Genomic DNA, 16,481 nt, shown 5'->3' on the forward strand with positions numbered 1-16,481 from the left:
TCAGGCGCCGGCGCCGCCGCCGACCGACTTGCGCACGATCAGCATCGCCAGCTCCAGCGATTGTTCGTAGTTGAGGCGTGGATCGACCATCGACTTGTAGGCGCGATCGAGATCGGTTTCCGACAGGTCGCGCGCGCCGCCCATGCACTCGGTGACGTCCTCGCCAGTCAGCTCCAGGTGCACGCCGCCAAGGCGGGTACCAGCCGCCGCATGGAGGTCGAACGCCTGATCGAGCTCGCCGCGAATGTTGTCGAAGCGGCGGGTCTTGTAGCCATTCGAGGTGCTTTCGGTATTGCCGTGCATCGGATCGGCCACCCACAACACGCGGCGCCCTTCCCTTTTCACCGCCTGCAGCAGCGGCGGAAGAGCGGTGCCGATCTTCGCATTCCCCATGCGGTGGATCAGCGTCAGGCGGCCGGGCTCGTCGTGCGGGTTCAGCGCATCGATCAACGGCAATAGCTGCTCTGGCGTCACCGAAGGGCCGACCTTGACCGCCACTGGATTGCGGATGCCGCGGAAGTACTCCACATGCGCGCCGTCGAGCGAGGCCGTGCGCATGCCGATCCAGGGGAAATGGGTGGACAGGTTGAACCAGCCTGGATGGCGCGGCACCTGGCGGGTCAGCGACTGCTCGTAGTGCAGCAACAGCGCTTCGTGCGAAGTGAAGAAATCCACCCTGGAGAAGCCGGCGATCGGGCCGGCCAGGGTTTCCATGAAACGCAACGAGTCGCCGATGCCGGCAACCATCTGCCGGTACTCGGCGGCCAGCGGGGAATGCTCGACCCACGCCAGGTCCCAGTATTCCGGATGATGCAAATCGGCGAAGCCGCCATCGATCAGCGCGCGCACGAAGTTCATGGTCAGCGCGGAGTGTGCATGCGCCTGGATCAATCGCTGCGGATCGGGCCGGCGCGCCTCGGCGGTGAACGCCGGGCTGTTCACCACGTCGCCACGGAAGCTCGGCAAGGTCACGCCGTCGCGCGTCTCGGTGTCGGCCGAGCGCGGCTTCGCATATTGCCCGGCGAAGCGGCCTACGCGCAGCACCGGCTTCTTCAAGCCATGCACCAGCACCAGGCTCATCTGCAGCAGCACCTTCAGGCGATTGGAAATCAGCGGGCTGGTGCAGTCGGCAAAACTCTCCGCGCAATCGCCTCCCTGCAACAGGAACCGATGGCCTTCCTGCGCCTCGGCCAGCGATTGCTTGAGCGCCAGCACCTCCCACGAAGTCACCAGCGGCGGCAGCTGCGCGAGATGCGCACAGGCCTCGGCCAATTCGGCGGCATCGTCGTAGCGCGGCTGTTGCAGCGCCACGCGGTCCTGCCAGGAGTCGGGAGCCCAGCTCTCGGGCGTGACGGCGTCGGGCAATCCGGCATTCATCGGTACAGCCTTGATCGAGGTGAAAGCGCTCATTGCTGCACCTGCCGGCGACGGGTGGCCACGATGGCGAGCACAGCCAGCACGACGAACCACAACAGCGTCCACGCCGGCATTGGCAGGCCCAGGATCGGCTCCACCGTGGCGCATTCACCCGACCCGGTGAACACCAGTTGCAGTACACGGGCAAACGGAAAGGCGCTGAACATATAGTCCAGCGGCGGGCCGCACGACGGGATCTGGTCCGCCGGCAACGACTGGATCCACAAATGCCGGCCCGCCACGACCATCCCGAACAGCGCACCCAGCAACACGCCGCCGGTATAGATCCAGCGCGTACCGCTACGTGGCGCGTGCAACGCGCCCAGCAGAAAGAACACAGCCATCACGATGAAGCCGACGCGCTGGAAGATGCACAGCGGACACGGGAACAGATGCCAGTACTTCTCCGCGAACAATGCGAAGCCGAGCAAGCCGACGCAGACGAGGAAGCCCGTGAAAAAAATGACACGATAGGACCAGCGGAAAGGGTTCATGGCGAAATGTTGCGTTGCGGAACGACGACATTACCTCTTCGCCGCCGCGCTGTCAGCAATGTTGCTCTGTTCCGAGATCGAAAATTCCGCCCGCCCGCCGCTTGCGACAAAAAAAACCCGGCAGGGGCACTGCCGGGTTTCATGAATGGACGTCTTGACGTCCATCCGCTCGGGCAAGCCAGCAAAGCCTATTCGGCGTCGACGGCCTCGACCTGAGGGCGACCGACCAGCTCGACATACGCCATCGGCGCGTTGTCGCCCGGGCGGAAGCCGCACTTCAGGATGCGCAGGTAACCGCCAGGACGCTCCTTGTAACGCGGGCCCAGCTCGACGAACAGCTTGCCAACCGCTTCCTTGTCGCGCATGCGCGAGAAGGCGAGTCGGCGATTGGCCACACCGTCGGTCTTGGCCAGCGTGATCAGCGGCTCGGCAACACGGCGAAGTTCCTTCGCCTTGGGCAGGGTAGTACGGATCAGCTCATGCTTGACCAGCGACGAGGCCATGTTGCGAAACATGGCTTCGCGATGGCTGCTGGTGCGGTTGAGTTTGCGTCCGGATTTTTGGTGGCGCATGGTCTTGGTTCCAGTTCTTTAAAGGGGCCGAGCTACAACCTCAGCCCAATTGCATGCCGTGCGAGAGACCCGGCGGTGGCCAGTTCTCGAGTTTCATGCCGAGTGCGAGACCACGCCCGCCCAGCACGTCCTTGATCTCGGTCAGCGACTTCTTGCCCAGGTTCGGCGTCTTCAGCAGCTCGACTTCGGTCTTCTGTACCAGATCGCCGATGTAGTAGATGCTCTCGGCCTTCAGGCAGTTTGCCGAACGCACGGTGAGCTCGAGATCGTCGATCGGACGCAGCAGCAGCGGATCGAAACCGCTCTTCTCCGCCTTGTCGGTGGCGCTCTCGCGACGCGAGAAGTCGCCAAACACCGACAGCTGGTCGTTGATGATCTCTGCGGCCTTGCGAACCGCGTCTTCCGCACCGATCGTTCCATTGGTCTCAATATCGAGAATCAACTTATCGAGATTCGTGCGCTGCTCGACACGAGCGGCATCCACTTCGTAAGCCACGCGCAACACCGGCGCGAACGACGCGTCGAGCTGCAGACGACCGATCGGACGGGCCTCGTCATCCGGATGCTGGCGCGTGCTGGCCGGCTGGTAGCCGACGCCGCGTCGCACCTTCAGACGCATGTTGAGCGCGATGTCCTTGGTCAGGTGGCAGATCACGTGCTCGGGGTTGATGATTTCCACCGAGTGGTCGACGACGATGTCGCCGGCCGTGACCACGCCCTTGCCCTTCTTGGACAGGGTCAGGGTGACTTCATCACCCGTATGCTGACGGATCGCCACGTCCTTGAGGTTGAGCAGGACTTCGATGACGTCCTCCTGCAAGCCTTCCAGGGTGGTGTATTCGTGCAGCACGCCATCGATTTCAACCTCGACGATGGCACTACCAGGGATCGAGGAGAGCAGTACGCGGCGCAGCGCGTTGCCCAGGGTATGGCCGAAGCCACGCTCGAGCGGCTCGACCACCACCTTGGCGCGGTTGGCTCCGAGCTGTTCGACGCTGAGGCCCCGAGGCCGCAGCACACTAGTTGACGAAACTGCCATGCAGAGCTCCGGTGATTACTTCGAGTAAAGCTCGACGATCAATGCTTCATTGATATCGGACGGCAGGTCACCGCGATCCGGCACCGACTTGAACGTACCTTCGAATTTCTTGGCGTCGACCTCGACCCATATCGGACGCAAGTCCATGGTGTCGAACACGGTCGCAGCTTCCTGCACGCGCAACTGGGTGCGTGCCTTCTCGGTCAATGCGATCGCGTCGCCCGGGCGTACCTGGTAGGAAGGAATGTTGACCTTCTTGCCATTGACCAGGATCGCCTTGTGGGCGACCAGCTGGCGGGCCTGGGCGCGGGTAACCGCGAAGCCCATGCGATAGACGACGTTGTCCAGACGGCTCTCGAGCAGGCGCAACAGGTTTTCACCGGTGTTGCCTTTGGATGTCGCCGCCTTGGAATAGTAGTTGGCGAACTGGCGCTCAAGCACGCCATAGATACGCTTGACCTTCTGCTTCTCGCGAAGCTGAACGGCGTAATCGGACATGCGCATGCGCTTGTTCGCGCCATGCTGGCCGGGCTTGTTTTCCAGTTTGCACTTGGAGTCCAGCGCGCGCGCCGGGCTCTTCAGACTGAGATCCGCACCCTCGCGACGGGCGAGTTTGCAGGTAGCTCCACGATAACGGGCCATGGGTTACTCCTTAGACTCGACGCTTCTTGGGGGGACGGCAGCCATTGTGCGGAATCGGCGTGACGTCGATGATGTTGAGCACCTTGTAGCCCAGCGCGTTCAACGAACGCACCGCCGACTCACGCCCCGGGCCTGGGCCCTTGATGCGCACTTCGACAGTCTTCACGCCGTAGTCGCCTGCAGCGCGGCCAGCCTTCTCGGCGGCAACCTGGGCAGCGAACGGGGTCGATTTGCGCGAACCACGAAAACCGGCGCCGCCGGCAGTAGCCCACGACAAGGCGTTGCCCTGGCGATCGGTGATGGTGACGATGGTGTTGTTGAAGGAGGCCTGCACGTGGGCCACGGCATCCGTGACAACGCGCTTGATCTTCTTCTTTGCTTTAACCGGCTTAGCCATATTCGGATCCGTTACTTCTTGATCGCGCGACGGGGACCCTTGCGGGTACGTGCATTGGTACGCGTGCGCTGGCCGCGCACCGGCAGGCCACGACGGTGGCGCAGACCGCGGTAGCAGCCCAGGTCCATCAAACGCTTGATGGCCATGCCCACCTCACGGCGCAGATCGCCTTCGACGATGTACTTGCCGATCTCGTGGCGGATCTTCTCCACCTCGCCTTCACTGAGGGACTTGATCTGGGTGGTGGGAACCACGCCAGCATCCACGCAGACTTTCCTGGCCCGGCTGCGGCCGATACCGTAAATGCTCTGCAGACCAACCCAGACATGCTTCTGGACCGGCAAATTGACACCCGCGATGCGCGCCATGATGTTCTTTCTCCGATGCGTTTCGTGCGCGGTAAACGCGCAATTTTAACCTGAATTACCCGAACTGGAAAGCCCTGCGCCACTACGGCGACGCCACCCTCCGACTTTGACCGCCCCGACTGCAGCTCAGCTGCGACGCAGATTGGCCTTCTTGAGCAGACTCTCGTACTGGTGACTGACAAGATGCGCCTGCACCTGTGCCGTGAAATCCATCACCACCACCACCACGATCAGCAGCGACGTGCCGCCGAAATAGAACGGCACGTGCCAGGCGTTCTGCATGAACGACGGCACCAGACATACCAGCACCAGGTACAACGCGCCCACGCCGGTCAGACGAGTCATCACAGCATCGATGTAGCTGGACGTGGCCTTGCCCGGACGGATGCCCGGTATCAGCGCCCCCGACCGTTTGAGGTTGTCGGCCGTCTCGTCGGCGTTGAACACGATCGCCGTGTAGAAGAACGCGAAAGTGATGATCAGCACCGATGACACAATTTCATACAACGGGTTGCCGGGGCTGAGCGACTGCGTCAGATCCTGCAACCAGCGCGACTGCTGACCCGTGCTGAACCAACTGATCGCCGTCGCCGGAAACATCAGCAGGCTCGATGCGAAGATCGGCGGAATCACACCCGCCATGTTGATCTTCAACGGCAGGTTCGAGCTCTGGTTCTGGTAGGCCTTCTGCCCGCCGGACCGCCGCGCGTAATTCACCGTGATGCGCCGCTGGGCACGTTCCATGAACACCACGAACGCCGTTACCGCCAGCGAAAGACCGAACACCATCAACAGCATGATCAGCGTCAATTCACCATTGTTGGCCATGCCCAGGGTGTGAACCACTGCACCCGGCAGACCAGCCACGATACCGGCGAAAATCAGCAGTGAGATACCGTTGCCGATGCCGCGCTCGGTCATCTGCTCGCCCAGCCACATCAGGAACATCGTGCCGGCGGTAAGCCCCACCACGGACGACATGATGAAACCGAAACCCGGCGTGTAGACCACCGGCGCGCCGCCAGCGGCAACCTGATTCTGCAACGCCACCGCAATACCGAACGACTGGAACGCTGCCAGGGCCACGGTGGCATAGCGCGTATACATCGTCATCTTGCGTTTGCCGGCCTCGCCTTCCTTGCGCAGCCCCTGCAGGCTCGGTATCACCGAGCCCATCATCTGGAACACGATCGACGCCGAGATGTACGGGATCACGCCCAGCGCGAACACCGAGAACCGCGCCAGTGCGCCACCCGAGAACATGTTGAACATGTCCATCAGGCCGTTGCCGTTGACCAGACTGGTCATCGCTTCCGGATTGACCCCGGGAACCGGAATGAACGAGCCAAGCCGGAACACCACCAGCGCACCGATCACGAAGAAGATGCGCTGACGAAGCTCCGTCAGCTTTCCGAGCTTGCCGAGCGCATTGCCCTTGGCTGCAGCCACCTGATTACTCCACGCTGCCGCCGGCCGCTTCGATGGCTGCCTTGGCGCCGGCGGTAGCCAGCAGACCGGACAACTTCACCGCGCGACCGATTTCACCCTTCAGAACGACCTTGACCTTCTTCGCGCGGCTATTGATCAGGCCAGCCTGATGCAGCGCGACGACGTCGATCACGTCACCCTTGAGGTTGGCCAGCTGATACAGGAACACTTCCTGGCTGCCGGCTTTCAACTTCGAACGGAAACCGACCTTCGGCATCCGGCGATTCAGCGGCATCTGGCCGCCCTCGAATCCGTACTTGTGGGTGCCGCCCGCGCGGGCATGCTGACCCTTGTGACCACGACCGGCGGTCTTGCCCATGCCCGAACCGATGCCGCGACCGACGCGCAACCGCGTCTTGTGTGAACCGGCGGCTGGCTGGATGTCATTCAAACGCATGATGCTTACTCCTCGACCCGGACCAGGTAATAGACCGTATTGATCAGACCGCGAACCTGCGGGCTGTCCTTCAGTTCACGGACGTCGTTGATCTTGCCCAGACCCAGCGCCTTGACGCTGAGGCGATGACGCGCCTGCACGCCGCGCAGGCCCTTGACCAGGCGCACGCGCACGGTCTTGTCGGCGGTTTGTTGAGACTTAGCCATTGCCGAGCACCTCATCCAGGGTCTTGCCACGCTTGGCGGCGATCTTCTTGGGCGAGGCAACCGCCTGCAGGCCCTTGATGGTGGCGCGCACCAGGTTGATCGGGTTACGCGAGCCAACCGCCTTGGCCAGCACGTTCTTGACGCCAACCACTTCCAGCACGGCACGCATGGCGCCGCCGGCGATCACGCCGGTACCCTCGGAAGCAGGCTGCATGTAGACGCGGGCCGCACCGTGGTTGGCCTTGATGGCGTACCACAGAGTGCCGTTGTTCAGCTCGATGTTGACCATCTGGCGGCGGGCGCGCTCCATGGCCTTGGAAATGGCCACCGGCACTTCACGCGCCTTGCCATAGCCGAAGCCGACCTTGCCCTCGCCATCACCGACCACGGTCAGTGCGGTGAAACTCATCTGGCGGCCGCCCTTGACGGTCTTGGCCACACGGTTGACGGCAATCAACTTTTCCAGCAGGCCGTCGGAATTTTCGCGATCGGTAGAAGACATGTTCTTTTCCGTATGCCCGGACCATCCGGGACTTTTGCTTGCGGCGTGGCCGCTTATAGTTGTGTGCTGCGGTGTTGCGAACCGGGAATGCTGGGTCTGGGCGTTGGACCCGGCTCCCGACTCCGTCTCTTAGAACTTCAGACCCGCTTCGCGCGCCGCATCGGCCAGCGCCTTGATGCGACCGTGAAAACGGAAACCGGAGCGGTCGAAAGCCACGGCGTCGATGCCCGCAGCCAGTGCCCGCTCAGCGACGGCCTTTCCAACTGCGGCAGCAGCGGCCAGGTTCTTGGTGCCCTTGAGACCCTCGGCCACCGACTTCTGCACGGTGGAGGCCGCGGCCACCACGTTCAGACCGGTAGCGTCGAACACCTGCGCGTACAGGTGCTGACCGGTGCGATGCACCGACAAACGGGCCACGGCCAGCTTGCGGATATGGCAACGCGTGGACTTGGCGCGGCGCAGGCGATTTTCGTTCTTGTTCATCGTTAGTTCCTTGAAAGCGGATCGGCTTGTGCATGGGCTCTTCTGGAAAATCCGGCCTTTGGCCAGACCCTCACGAACGGACCCGCATTACGCCTTCTTGGCTTCCTTCAGCGTGATCTTCTCACCGGCGTAGCGCACACCCTTCCCCTTGTAGGGCTCCGGTGGGCGGAAACCGCGAATTTTGGCAGCCACTTGGCCGACCACTTGCTTGTCCGTGCCCTTGATCAGGACCTCGGTCTGCGTCGGGGTCTCGATGCTGATGCCTTCCGGCGCCTCGAACACCACCGGGTGGGAAAATCCCAGGCTCAGGTTCAGCGACTTGCCCTGCATGGCAACGCGGTAACCCACGCCGACCAGCTCAAGCTTGCGCTCGTAACCCGTGGAGACGCCGGTGACCATATTGGCCAGCAGTGCACGCGCGGTACCACCGAACTTGTCGTCGGTACCTTCGGCCAGGCTGATGCTGGCCACGCCATTGTCGACGGTGACGGTCACGCCCGGCAGGTGGTGCACGGTCAGCGTGCCCTTGGGGCCCTTCACGGAGATGTTGTCGCTACCGACCGTCAGCTCGACGCCTTTGGGCAGGGAAACAGGTTGTTTGGCAACACGTGACATCGAAAGACTCCTTACGCCACTTGGCCGATGACTTCGCCGCCCAGACCCTTGGCACGGGCCTGCGCATCGGTCAGAAGACCGGCGGAAGTCGAAATGATCGAGATACCCAGGCCGCCGAGGATCTTCGGCAGCTCGTCCTTGCCGCGATACACACGCAGGCCGGACCGGCTGACACGGGAGATGGTCTCGATGGCCGGCTGGCCCTCGAAATATTTGAGCTTGAGCTCGAGCACCGGCTTGCCTTCCTCAGCGGAAGTCTTGGCATCGAGGATGTAGCCCTCGTTCTTGAGAAGGTTGGCGATTGCCAACTTCAATTTCGACGACGGCATACGCACGGTCGGCTTACCCATGGCCTGGGCATTGCGGACGCGCGTGAACAGATCGGCGATGGGATCAGTCATGCTCATGAAAACATCCTTCAGAGTGCACCGATATCCGATAGAACCGGAAATCAATCAGATTGTGAGCCGGCATGGACGCCGGCCTGCTTTGCGCAGACCGCCGACTATAACAGCATTTTCAGGTTTTAGCGAATAACGATGCGGTAATCGCATCCAGCGGCTGCAGGTTGGTGCAGCCAGGTGAGCGGCTGACGGGGCTTGCCCGTCAGCCGGTCCTGCAAAGTAATTGTTACCAGCTGGCCTTGCGCAGACCAGGCACGTCGCCGCGCATGGTCGCTTCACGCAGCTTGTTGCGGCCAAGGCCGAACTTTGCGTAGACGGCACGCGGGCGACCGGTCAACGCGCAACGAGTGCGCTGGCGCACCGGGCTGGCGTCGCGCGGCAGCTTCTGCAGCTTGGTCTGCGCTTCCATCTTCTCCTCGTAGGAGGCGGTGGAGCTCAGCACGATCGCCTTCAGTTCACCGCGCTTGGCGGCATACTTCTTGACGAGTTTGGTCCGCTTGATATCGCGGTTCACCATTGATGTCTTGGCCATGGATTACGCGCCTATCAGTTGCGGAACGGGAAGCTGAACGCTGCCAGCAGGGCTTTCGCTTCTTCATCGGTCTTGGCGGTGGTGGTGATGGAGATATCCATGCCACGCAGCGCATCGACCTGGTCGAAGTCGATTTCAGGGAAGATGATCTGTTCCTTGATACCGAAGTTGTAGTTGCCACGGCCATCGAACGCTTTCGCCGAGACACCGCGGAAGTCGCGCACGCGCGGCAGCGAGATGTTGATCAGGCGATCCATGAACTCCCACATCTGGGCGCGGCGCAAGGTGACCTTGCAGCCGATCGGCCAGCCGTCGCGGATCTTGAACGAGGCAACGGATACGCGCGCCTTGGTCGTGATCGGCTTCTGGCCCGCGATCTTGGCCATGTCGGCCACGGCGTTCTCGAGCACTTTCTTGTTGCCCGCAGCTTCGCCCACGCCCATGTTCAGCGTGATCTTGGTGATGCGGGGGACCTGCATCACGTTCTGGTAGCCGAACTGCTCGGTGAGCTTGGCAACTACCTGCTCTTTATAAAAATTTTCAAGGCGCGTCATGATCGTGTTCCTTACGCGTCCACGACCTCGCCAGTCGAACGGAACACGCGGACCTTGCGCCCATCTTCGAGCGTTTTGGTGCCGACGCGTTCACCCTTGTTCGTGGCGGGGTTGAACAGCTGCACATTGGAGAGATGGATCGAGGCTTCACGCTCGACGATACCGCCAGCCTGGTTGGCCTGCGGGTTCGGCTTGGTGTGACGCTTGATCAGATTCACGTTGGAGACGAACACACGGTCGTCCGCAACACGCAGCACATCGCCACGCTGACCCTTGTTCTTGCCGGTGATCACGAGGACCTGATCACCCTTACGGATACGGTTCATTCTTGTGATCTCCGCTCAGAGCACTTCGGGCGCGAGCGAGACGATCTTCATGAACTTCTCGCTGCGCAGCTCGCGGGTAACCGGTCCGAAAATACGGGTGCCGATAGGCTCGAGCTTGTTGTTGAGGAGGACCGCTGCATTGCCGTCGAAACGGATCAGCGAACCATCGGGACGGCGTACACCCTTGGCGGTACGCACCACCACGGCATTGTACACCTCGCCCTTCTTGACCTTGCCGCGGGGAATCGCATCCTTCACGGTGACCTTGATGACGTCACCGATCGCGGCGTAACGGCGCTTGGAGCCGCCGAGCACCTTGATGCACATCAGTTCCTTCGCGCCGCTGTTGTCCGCTGCGGAAAGCGTGCTTTGCATCTGGATCATGATTGCACCCTCCCTTAGACGTTGGCGCGCGTGATGATTTCAACCACGCGATGATGTTTGGTCTTGGACAACGGACGGCATTCGGCGATACGCACGAGGTCACCCTCGTTCGCACCCAGGTCGTCCTGTGCGTGCAGCTTGGTCGACCGGCGGATGATCTTGCCGAGCAGCCAGTGCTGAACCTGACGCTCGACCAGCACGGTGACCGTCTTGTCCATCTTGTTGCTGGTGACGCGCCCTTCGAGGGTACGCGCCTGCTTGGTGTCCGATTGAACCTGGACTTCTTGGATCTTGGTAGCGCTCATGTCGGCCGTCCCTTACTTCTTGCCGCCGAGCACGAACTTCGTGCGGGCGATGTCACGCCGAACGCGGCGAAGCTGGTGCGGCTGAGTGAGCTGGCCGGAACCCTTCTGCATGCGCAGATTGAACTGCTCCTTGCGCAGGTCCAGCAGATGCTGCTTCAACTCGTCGGCCGACTGGTTATTGATATCTTTGCTGGCCATCACATCACCGCCCTGGTCACGAACTGGGTCTGCACCGACAGCTTTGCTGCCGCCAGACGGAACGCCTCACGCGCCGTGACCTCATCGAGGCCCTCGATCTCGTAAAGCATCCGGCCGGGCTGGATCTGGGCAACCCAGAACTCCACGCTGCCCTTGCCGGCGCCCATGCGCACTTCAATCGGCTTCTTGGTGATCGGCTTGTCCGGGAACACGCGGATCCACAGCTTGCCGCCACGCTTGACGTAACGGGTGATGCAACGACGGGCCGCTTCGATCTGGCGCGCGGTAAGCGCACCATGCGTGATGGCCTTCAGCCCGTACTCGCCGAAGCTGACGAGATTGGAACACTGGGCCAAGCCGTCGTTACGGCCTTTGAACTGCTTGCGGTATTTGGTTCGCTTAGGTTGCAACATGGCAACTCTCCTTACTTCGCAGACCGCTCGCGACGGCCGTCACCGGCCTCGCGACGCGAATCATTACGACGACCTTCGCCACCTTCGCGGCGCGGCTGCGACGGCTCGTCCTTCGACTCCTGGGATGCTGCTGCCAGATCGAAGATCTCGCCCTTGTAGACCCACACCTTGATGCCGATGATGCCGTAGGTGGTCTTCGCCTCGGCAAAGCCGTAGTCGATGTCGGCGCGCAGGGTATGCAGCGGCACACGGCCTTCGCGGCTCCACTCGGAACGGGCGATCTCGGCACCGTTCAAGCGACCGGATACGTTGATCTTGATGCCCAGTGCGCCAAGGCGCATCGCGTTGCCGACCGAGCGCTTCATGGCACGGCGGAACATGATGCGACGCTCCAGCTGCTGCGCGATCGACTCGGCAACCAGCTGCGCGTCCAGCTCGGGCTTGCGCACCTCGTTGACGTTGATGTGCGTCGGAACGCCCATCATGTCGCTAACTTCCTTGCGCAGCTTCTCGATATCCTCGCCCTTCTTGCCGATCACCACGCCCGGGCGGGCGGTGTGGATCGTCACGCGTGCGGTTTTCGCCGGACGCTCGATCTGGATGCGGGAGATACCGGCGGCAGCCAGCTTCTTCTTCAGCATGTCGCGCACTTTGATGTCGGCCACGAGGTACGTGGCGTAATCACGCTTGTTGGCGAACCACTTCGAGTTCCAGTCCTTGGCAATGCCGAGGCGGATACCGGTGGGATGAACTTTATGACCCATCGTCTCTATCCTCGGTCAGTTACCAACAACCACAGTAATGTGGCTGGTGCGCTTGAGAATGCGCGAGCCGCGGCCTTTGGCGCGGGCATGCATGCGTTTCATCGCCGGACCTTCATCAACGAAGATGCTGGCCACTTTCAGTTCGTCGACATCGGCGCCGAGATTGTTCTCGGCGTTGGCGACGGCCGACAGCAGGACCTTGCGGACAAGGAGCGCAGCCTTCTTGTTGGTGTAGGTGAGCACGTCGCTGGCCCGACCCACGGGAAGCCCGCGGACGAGATCAGCCACCAGGCGTGCCTTTTGCGCCGAAATGCGGGCGCCACGCAGGATCGCTTTGGCTTCAGTGCTCATCACTTGCCCTTCTTGTCGCCGACATGGCCCTTGAACGTACGGGTCACCGCGAACTCGCCGAGCTTGTGCCCGACCATGTTCTCGTTGATCAGTACGGGTACGTGCTGACGGCCGTTGTGAATAGCGATGGTCAAGCCAACCATTTCCGGCAGGATCATCGAGCGACGCGACCAGGTCTTGATCGGACGCTTGTTGTGGGCGGAAACCGCAGCTTCCACCTTCTTTACGAGGTGAAGGTCGACGAACGGACCTTTCTTCAGAGAACGCGGCATGTCGGCTTCCTGTTACTTGGTACGACGACGCACGATGAACTGCTGCGTGCGCTTGTTGTTACGGGTCTTGTAACCCTTCGCCGGCGTGCCCCACGGGCTGACCGGATGACGACCGCCAGAAGTCTTGCCTTCGCCACCGCCGTGCGGATGGTCGACCGGGTTCATCACCACACCGCGAACGGTCGGACGAATACCCAGCCAGCGCTTGGCGCCGGCCTTGCCCAGCTTCTTCAAGCTGTGCTCGCCGTTGCCGACTTCACCGATGGTGGCGCGGCAATCGACCGAGACGCGACGCATCTCGCCGGAGCGCAGACGCAGCGTGGCGTAACCGGACTCGCGTGCCACCAGCTGCACCGAGGCACCGGCGCTGCGGGCGATCTGCGCACCCTTGCCCGGACGCAGCTCGATGCAATGGATCGTGCTGCCCATCGGGATGTTGCGCAGCTGCAGGCAGTTGCCGGCCTTGATCGGCGCATCACGACCGGACACCAGACGATCGTCCACCTGCACGCCCTTCGGCGCGATGATGTAACGACGCTCGCCATCGGCGTAGCACAGCAGCGCGATGTGCGCGGTGCGGTTCGGATCGTACTCGATGCGCTCGACGCGGGCGGCAATGCCTTCCTTGTCACGCTTGAAGTCGATGATGCGGTAATGCTGCTTGTGACCGCCGCCGCGATGACGCACGGTGATGCGGCCATGATGATTGCGACCGCCGGTGCGGGACTGCGACTCGGTCAACGCCGCGTACGGCGCGCCCTTGTACAGACCTTCCGTCTTGACGCTGACTGCGTCACGACGACCCGGCGAGGTCGGCTTGTGGTTGATTAGTGCCATCTCACAGAACTCCTGGCTCAGGCCTTGGCGGAAACGTCGATGGTCTGGCCATCGGCAAGACGCACATAGGCCTTACGCTTGCCCTGGCGGCTGCCAGCGCGTTGACGGAAGGCTTTGACCTTGCCCTTGGTGTTGACGAGGTTCACCTGTTCGACCTTGACGTCGAACAGCTTTTCCACGGCAGCGCGGACATCGGCCTTGGTTGCCGCAGGGGCGACCACGAATACGTACTGGTTGTGCTCGGCCAACCGCGCCGACTTCTCGGAGATGTGCGGCGCGCGCAGCGTATCGAGAATGCGTTCGTTGTTCATGCCAGCCACTCCTCGATCTTCTTCACCGCGTCAACCGTGACCACCACATGGTCGGAACCGACCAGGCTGACCGGATTCAAACCCATCACATCCAGTACGTGGATGTAAGGAATGTTGCGTGCAGCCAGGAACACGGCCTCGTTGGCGTCTTCCGACACCAGCAGCACGCGACCGGATACTTCCAGCTCGGCCAGCTTGGCCACCATCGCGGAGGTCTTCGGCGTCTCGATGCCGAAGCTCTCGACGACCTTCAGGCGATCCTGACGAATCAGCTCGGAAAAGATCGAGCGGATGGCGACACGGTAAGCCTTGCGGTTGACCTTCTGCTCGTAGCTGCGCGGTTTGGCTGCGAAGGTGCGGCCACCACCAACGAAGATCGGTGCACGGTAGTCACCGTGACGGGCGCCGCCGCCCTTCTGCTTCTTGAATTTCTTGGTGGTACCGGACATCTCGCCGCGCGACAGCTGCGACTGGGTACCGGCACGGCCGGCCGCCTGATAGGCGATCACGACCTGATGGACCAGGGCCTTCTTGTACTCACCGCCGAACACTTCGTCCGACACGCTGAGCGCTTGCTTGGTAGGCGATGACGCGCCAATAACATTGAGTTCCATGGCGTCTCTCCTCAGCTCTTCGTCGTCGGGCGGATGATGACGTCGCCACCGGTTGCACCCGGCACCGCACCCTTCACCGCGATCAGATGACGCTCGGCGTCGACCTTGACCACTTCCAGACCCTGCTGCGTGCGGTTCACCGCACCCATGTGGCCGGACATCTTCTTGCCAGGGAACACGCGACCCGGAGTCTGGCGCTGACCGATGGAGCCCGGTGCGCGATGCGACAGCGAGTTACCGTGGGTGGCATCACCCATCTTGAAGTTCCAGCGCTTGATCGTGCCCTGGAAGCCCTTGCCTTTCGACACGCCGGCAACGTCGACGATCTGGCCTACGGTGAACACGTCGTCAGCCTTGATCTCGCTGCCCACGGTGTACTTGCCGAGATCGTCGGCAGACACGCGGAATTCCCACAGACCACGACCCGGCTCAACCTTGGCCTTCGCGTAATGGCCCTTCAGCGGCTGCGTCAACAGGTTCGCGCGCTTGGTGCCCGCCGAAACCTGGACGGCGCTGTAGCCATCGTTATCGTCCGTCTTCAACTGGGTCACGCGGTTCGGCGTCGCTTCAATCAGCGTCACCGGAATCGAGCGGCCATCTTCAGTGAAGAGTCGGCTCATGCCGCATTTGCGGCCAACCAATCCGATACTCATCTTCGTATCCTGTCTGTCGCTCAACCGAGCTTGATCTGAACATCGACGCCAGCGGCGAGATCAAGCTTCATGAGCGCGTCCACGGTTTTGTCGTTCGGGTCGACGATGTCGAGCACACGCTTGTGGGTACGGGTCTCGTACTGGTCGCGTGCATCCTTGTCGACGTGCGGCGACGTCAGGATGGTGTAACGCTCGATCTTGGTCGGGAGTGGAATCGGGCCGAGTACCGTGGCACCCGTGCGCTTAGCCGTCTCGACGATCTCGCTGGCAGAGCGGTCGATCAGACGATGATCGTACGCTTTCAGCCGAATCCGAATCTTCTGGTTCGCCATAACCGTGTCCTGTTGTCGAAAGAACGTAATGTGAAACGAAGCGGCTTCTCACCGCCCCGCACAACCCTTTGCACCACATCGGCGACCATGAACATTCACGGCCCCAATTCGAAAAGACCAGGCGAGCGCTATTCGGCTCGCCTGGACAGAATTTGCATCACGCAACGGAACATCGTCAGCAGGCAGAACCTGCGAAACATTCCACTGCGAGGGCCATCCCGGCCGGCGAACTCGAAGCACTTCCTGTGCCTCATTTCGCGGTAGGTCGACCAGAACCAAGGCTCGGTCGACAAGCAAGCTGCGAAGTATACCTGCAAATATCCCCTTAGTGAAGTAGCCGCTGACGATTTCGTCAAAACGGCCGCCTCCACGGATACGGGTGCAGGCGCTTCCCGCAGCAAGGCTGCGAACAGCCTTGTGCGACGCAGGCTTCCTACTTGATGACCTTGGCCACCACGCCGGCGCCGACGGTGCGGCCGCCTTCGCGGATGGCGAAACGCAGGCCTTCGTCCATCGCGATCGGGTGGATCAGGCTCACCACCATCTTCACGTTGTCGCCCGGCATCACCATCTCCACGCCGTCCGGCAACTGGCAGGCGCCGGTCACGTCGG

Annotated in this window: 30 protein-coding genes; all 30 read right to left on the bottom strand. The window is 61.9% G+C overall.

Annotation, left to right across the window (positions count from 1 at the left end; translation table 11 throughout):
- Nucleotides 1-1,377 carry a class II 3-deoxy-7-phosphoheptulonate synthase gene (locus ACFPME_RS16475; protein WP_377306801.1) on the bottom strand — a complete coding sequence of 459 codons (1,377 nt, stop codon included), beginning with the start codon at nt 1,375-1,377 and terminating at the stop codon, nt 1-3.
- Between the two features lie 29 nt (nt 1,378-1,406).
- Entirely contained in the window at nt 1,407-1,910 is a 504-nt protein-coding gene (locus ACFPME_RS16480; RefSeq protein ID WP_377306765.1) for a disulfide bond formation protein B, read from the bottom strand.
- Nucleotides 1,911-2,098: 188 nt separating this feature from the next.
- Entirely contained in the window at nt 2,099-2,482 is a 384-nt protein-coding gene (gene rplQ, locus ACFPME_RS16485) for a 50S ribosomal protein L17 (protein WP_377306766.1), read from the bottom strand.
- 40 nt (nt 2,483-2,522) lie between these two features.
- Complete coding sequence (locus tag ACFPME_RS16490; RefSeq protein ID WP_377306767.1) at nt 2,523-3,521, bottom strand: DNA-directed RNA polymerase subunit alpha; 999 nt, start codon at nt 3,519-3,521, stop codon at nt 2,523-2,525.
- A gap of 15 nt (nt 3,522-3,536) precedes the next feature.
- On the bottom strand, nt 3,537-4,163 hold the full coding sequence (gene rpsD, locus ACFPME_RS16495; protein ID WP_113723939.1) for a 30S ribosomal protein S4: 627 nt from the start codon (nt 4,161-4,163) through the stop codon (nt 3,537-3,539).
- Nucleotides 4,164-4,173: 10 nt separating this feature from the next.
- Nucleotides 4,174-4,560, bottom strand: coding sequence for a 30S ribosomal protein S11 (gene rpsK, locus ACFPME_RS16500; RefSeq protein ID WP_113723938.1), 387 nt, complete (start codon nt 4,558-4,560; stop codon nt 4,174-4,176).
- Nucleotides 4,561-4,571: 11 nt separating this feature from the next.
- Nucleotides 4,572-4,928: a 30S ribosomal protein S13 gene (gene rpsM, locus ACFPME_RS16505; protein WP_149364222.1), complete on the bottom strand. Its 357-nt coding sequence runs from the start codon at nt 4,926-4,928 to the stop codon at nt 4,572-4,574.
- A 126-nt stretch (nt 4,929-5,054) separates the two neighbouring features.
- The gene (gene secY / locus ACFPME_RS16510) at nt 5,055-6,377 is read right to left on the bottom strand and encodes a preprotein translocase subunit SecY (protein WP_377306768.1); all 1,323 of its coding nucleotides are present in this window, start codon (nt 6,375-6,377) and stop codon (nt 5,055-5,057) included.
- A gap of 4 nt (nt 6,378-6,381) precedes the next feature.
- A complete protein-coding gene (gene rplO / locus ACFPME_RS16515; protein WP_377306769.1) occupies nt 6,382-6,813 on the bottom strand; it encodes a 50S ribosomal protein L15 in 432 nt (143 codons plus the stop codon).
- Nucleotides 6,814-6,818: 5 nt separating this feature from the next.
- On the bottom strand, nt 6,819-7,019 hold the full coding sequence (gene rpmD, locus ACFPME_RS16520) for a 50S ribosomal protein L30 (protein ID WP_068095376.1): 201 nt from the start codon (nt 7,017-7,019) through the stop codon (nt 6,819-6,821).
- Entirely contained in the window at nt 7,012-7,521 is a 510-nt protein-coding gene (rpsE, locus tag ACFPME_RS16525; protein ID WP_072759978.1) for a 30S ribosomal protein S5, read from the bottom strand. The genes rpmD and rpsE overlap by 8 nt, the downstream gene beginning before the upstream one ends.
- Before the next feature lie 129 nt (nt 7,522-7,650).
- A complete protein-coding gene (gene rplR / locus ACFPME_RS16530) occupies nt 7,651-8,004 on the bottom strand; it encodes a 50S ribosomal protein L18 (protein ID WP_377306770.1) in 354 nt (117 codons plus the stop codon).
- An 87-nt stretch (nt 8,005-8,091) separates the two neighbouring features.
- A complete protein-coding gene (gene rplF / locus ACFPME_RS16535) occupies nt 8,092-8,619 on the bottom strand; it encodes a 50S ribosomal protein L6 (RefSeq protein WP_377306771.1) in 528 nt (175 codons plus the stop codon).
- A gap of 11 nt (nt 8,620-8,630) precedes the next feature.
- Nucleotides 8,631-9,026: a 30S ribosomal protein S8 gene (gene rpsH / locus ACFPME_RS16540; RefSeq protein WP_377306772.1), complete on the bottom strand. Its 396-nt coding sequence runs from the start codon at nt 9,024-9,026 to the stop codon at nt 8,631-8,633.
- A 223-nt stretch (nt 9,027-9,249) separates the two neighbouring features.
- Nucleotides 9,250-9,555 carry a 30S ribosomal protein S14 gene (gene rpsN / locus ACFPME_RS16545; RefSeq protein WP_140649722.1) on the bottom strand — a complete coding sequence of 102 codons (306 nt, stop codon included), beginning with the start codon at nt 9,553-9,555 and terminating at the stop codon, nt 9,250-9,252.
- A 14-nt stretch (nt 9,556-9,569) separates the two neighbouring features.
- On the bottom strand, nt 9,570-10,112 hold the full coding sequence (gene rplE, locus ACFPME_RS16550; protein WP_189440971.1) for a 50S ribosomal protein L5: 543 nt from the start codon (nt 10,110-10,112) through the stop codon (nt 9,570-9,572).
- A gap of 8 nt (nt 10,113-10,120) precedes the next feature.
- Nucleotides 10,121-10,435, bottom strand: coding sequence for a 50S ribosomal protein L24 (gene rplX, locus ACFPME_RS16555; RefSeq protein ID WP_077516239.1), 315 nt, complete (start codon nt 10,433-10,435; stop codon nt 10,121-10,123).
- A 15-nt stretch (nt 10,436-10,450) separates the two neighbouring features.
- Nucleotides 10,451-10,819, bottom strand: a complete 369-nt coding sequence (gene rplN, locus ACFPME_RS16560; RefSeq protein ID WP_007513359.1) for a 50S ribosomal protein L14 — start codon at nt 10,817-10,819, stop codon at nt 10,451-10,453.
- Between the two features lie 14 nt (nt 10,820-10,833).
- Nucleotides 10,834-11,124, bottom strand: coding sequence for a 30S ribosomal protein S17 (gene rpsQ, locus ACFPME_RS16565; protein WP_377306773.1), 291 nt, complete (start codon nt 11,122-11,124; stop codon nt 10,834-10,836).
- A 12-nt stretch (nt 11,125-11,136) separates the two neighbouring features.
- Nucleotides 11,137-11,322: a 50S ribosomal protein L29 gene (rpmC, locus tag ACFPME_RS16570; RefSeq protein WP_007082182.1), complete on the bottom strand. Its 186-nt coding sequence runs from the start codon at nt 11,320-11,322 to the stop codon at nt 11,137-11,139.
- Nucleotides 11,322-11,735 carry a 50S ribosomal protein L16 gene (gene rplP / locus ACFPME_RS16575; RefSeq protein WP_113723928.1) on the bottom strand — a complete coding sequence of 138 codons (414 nt, stop codon included), beginning with the start codon at nt 11,733-11,735 and terminating at the stop codon, nt 11,322-11,324. Before rplP ends, rpmC begins: the two co-directional genes overlap by 1 nt.
- A gap of 11 nt (nt 11,736-11,746) precedes the next feature.
- Complete coding sequence (rpsC, locus tag ACFPME_RS16580; RefSeq protein ID WP_113723927.1) at nt 11,747-12,499, bottom strand: 30S ribosomal protein S3; 753 nt, start codon at nt 12,497-12,499, stop codon at nt 11,747-11,749.
- Nucleotides 12,500-12,514: 15 nt separating this feature from the next.
- Nucleotides 12,515-12,850: a 50S ribosomal protein L22 gene (gene rplV / locus ACFPME_RS16585; protein WP_113723926.1), complete on the bottom strand. Its 336-nt coding sequence runs from the start codon at nt 12,848-12,850 to the stop codon at nt 12,515-12,517.
- The gene (rpsS, locus tag ACFPME_RS16590) at nt 12,850-13,122 is read right to left on the bottom strand and encodes a 30S ribosomal protein S19 (RefSeq protein ID WP_056386835.1); all 273 of its coding nucleotides are present in this window, start codon (nt 13,120-13,122) and stop codon (nt 12,850-12,852) included. Before rpsS ends, rplV begins: the two co-directional genes overlap by 1 nt.
- A gap of 12 nt (nt 13,123-13,134) precedes the next feature.
- Nucleotides 13,135-13,959: a 50S ribosomal protein L2 gene (rplB, locus tag ACFPME_RS16595; RefSeq protein ID WP_007808200.1), complete on the bottom strand. Its 825-nt coding sequence runs from the start codon at nt 13,957-13,959 to the stop codon at nt 13,135-13,137.
- A gap of 17 nt (nt 13,960-13,976) precedes the next feature.
- Nucleotides 13,977-14,270, bottom strand: coding sequence for a 50S ribosomal protein L23 (gene rplW / locus ACFPME_RS16600; RefSeq protein ID WP_056386840.1), 294 nt, complete (start codon nt 14,268-14,270; stop codon nt 13,977-13,979).
- Nucleotides 14,267-14,884: a 50S ribosomal protein L4 gene (rplD, locus tag ACFPME_RS16605; protein WP_377306775.1), complete on the bottom strand. Its 618-nt coding sequence runs from the start codon at nt 14,882-14,884 to the stop codon at nt 14,267-14,269. The genes rplW and rplD overlap by 4 nt, the downstream gene beginning before the upstream one ends.
- Nucleotides 14,885-14,895: 11 nt before the next feature.
- A complete protein-coding gene (rplC, locus tag ACFPME_RS16610; RefSeq protein WP_377306776.1) occupies nt 14,896-15,537 on the bottom strand; it encodes a 50S ribosomal protein L3 in 642 nt (213 codons plus the stop codon).
- A gap of 20 nt (nt 15,538-15,557) precedes the next feature.
- Entirely contained in the window at nt 15,558-15,869 is a 312-nt protein-coding gene (rpsJ, locus tag ACFPME_RS16615; RefSeq protein WP_007082173.1) for a 30S ribosomal protein S10, read from the bottom strand.
- 433 nt (nt 15,870-16,302) lie between these two features.
- Nucleotides 16,303-16,481 (bottom strand): EF-Tu C-terminal domain-related protein (locus ACFPME_RS16620; RefSeq protein ID WP_465269163.1); only part of this gene is annotated, 179 nt, incomplete at its 5' end.

The organism is Rhodanobacter umsongensis, from assembly GCF_042654965.1.
GTDB classification, from domain to species: domain Bacteria; phylum Pseudomonadota; class Gammaproteobacteria; order Xanthomonadales; family Rhodanobacteraceae; genus Rhodanobacter; species Rhodanobacter umsongensis.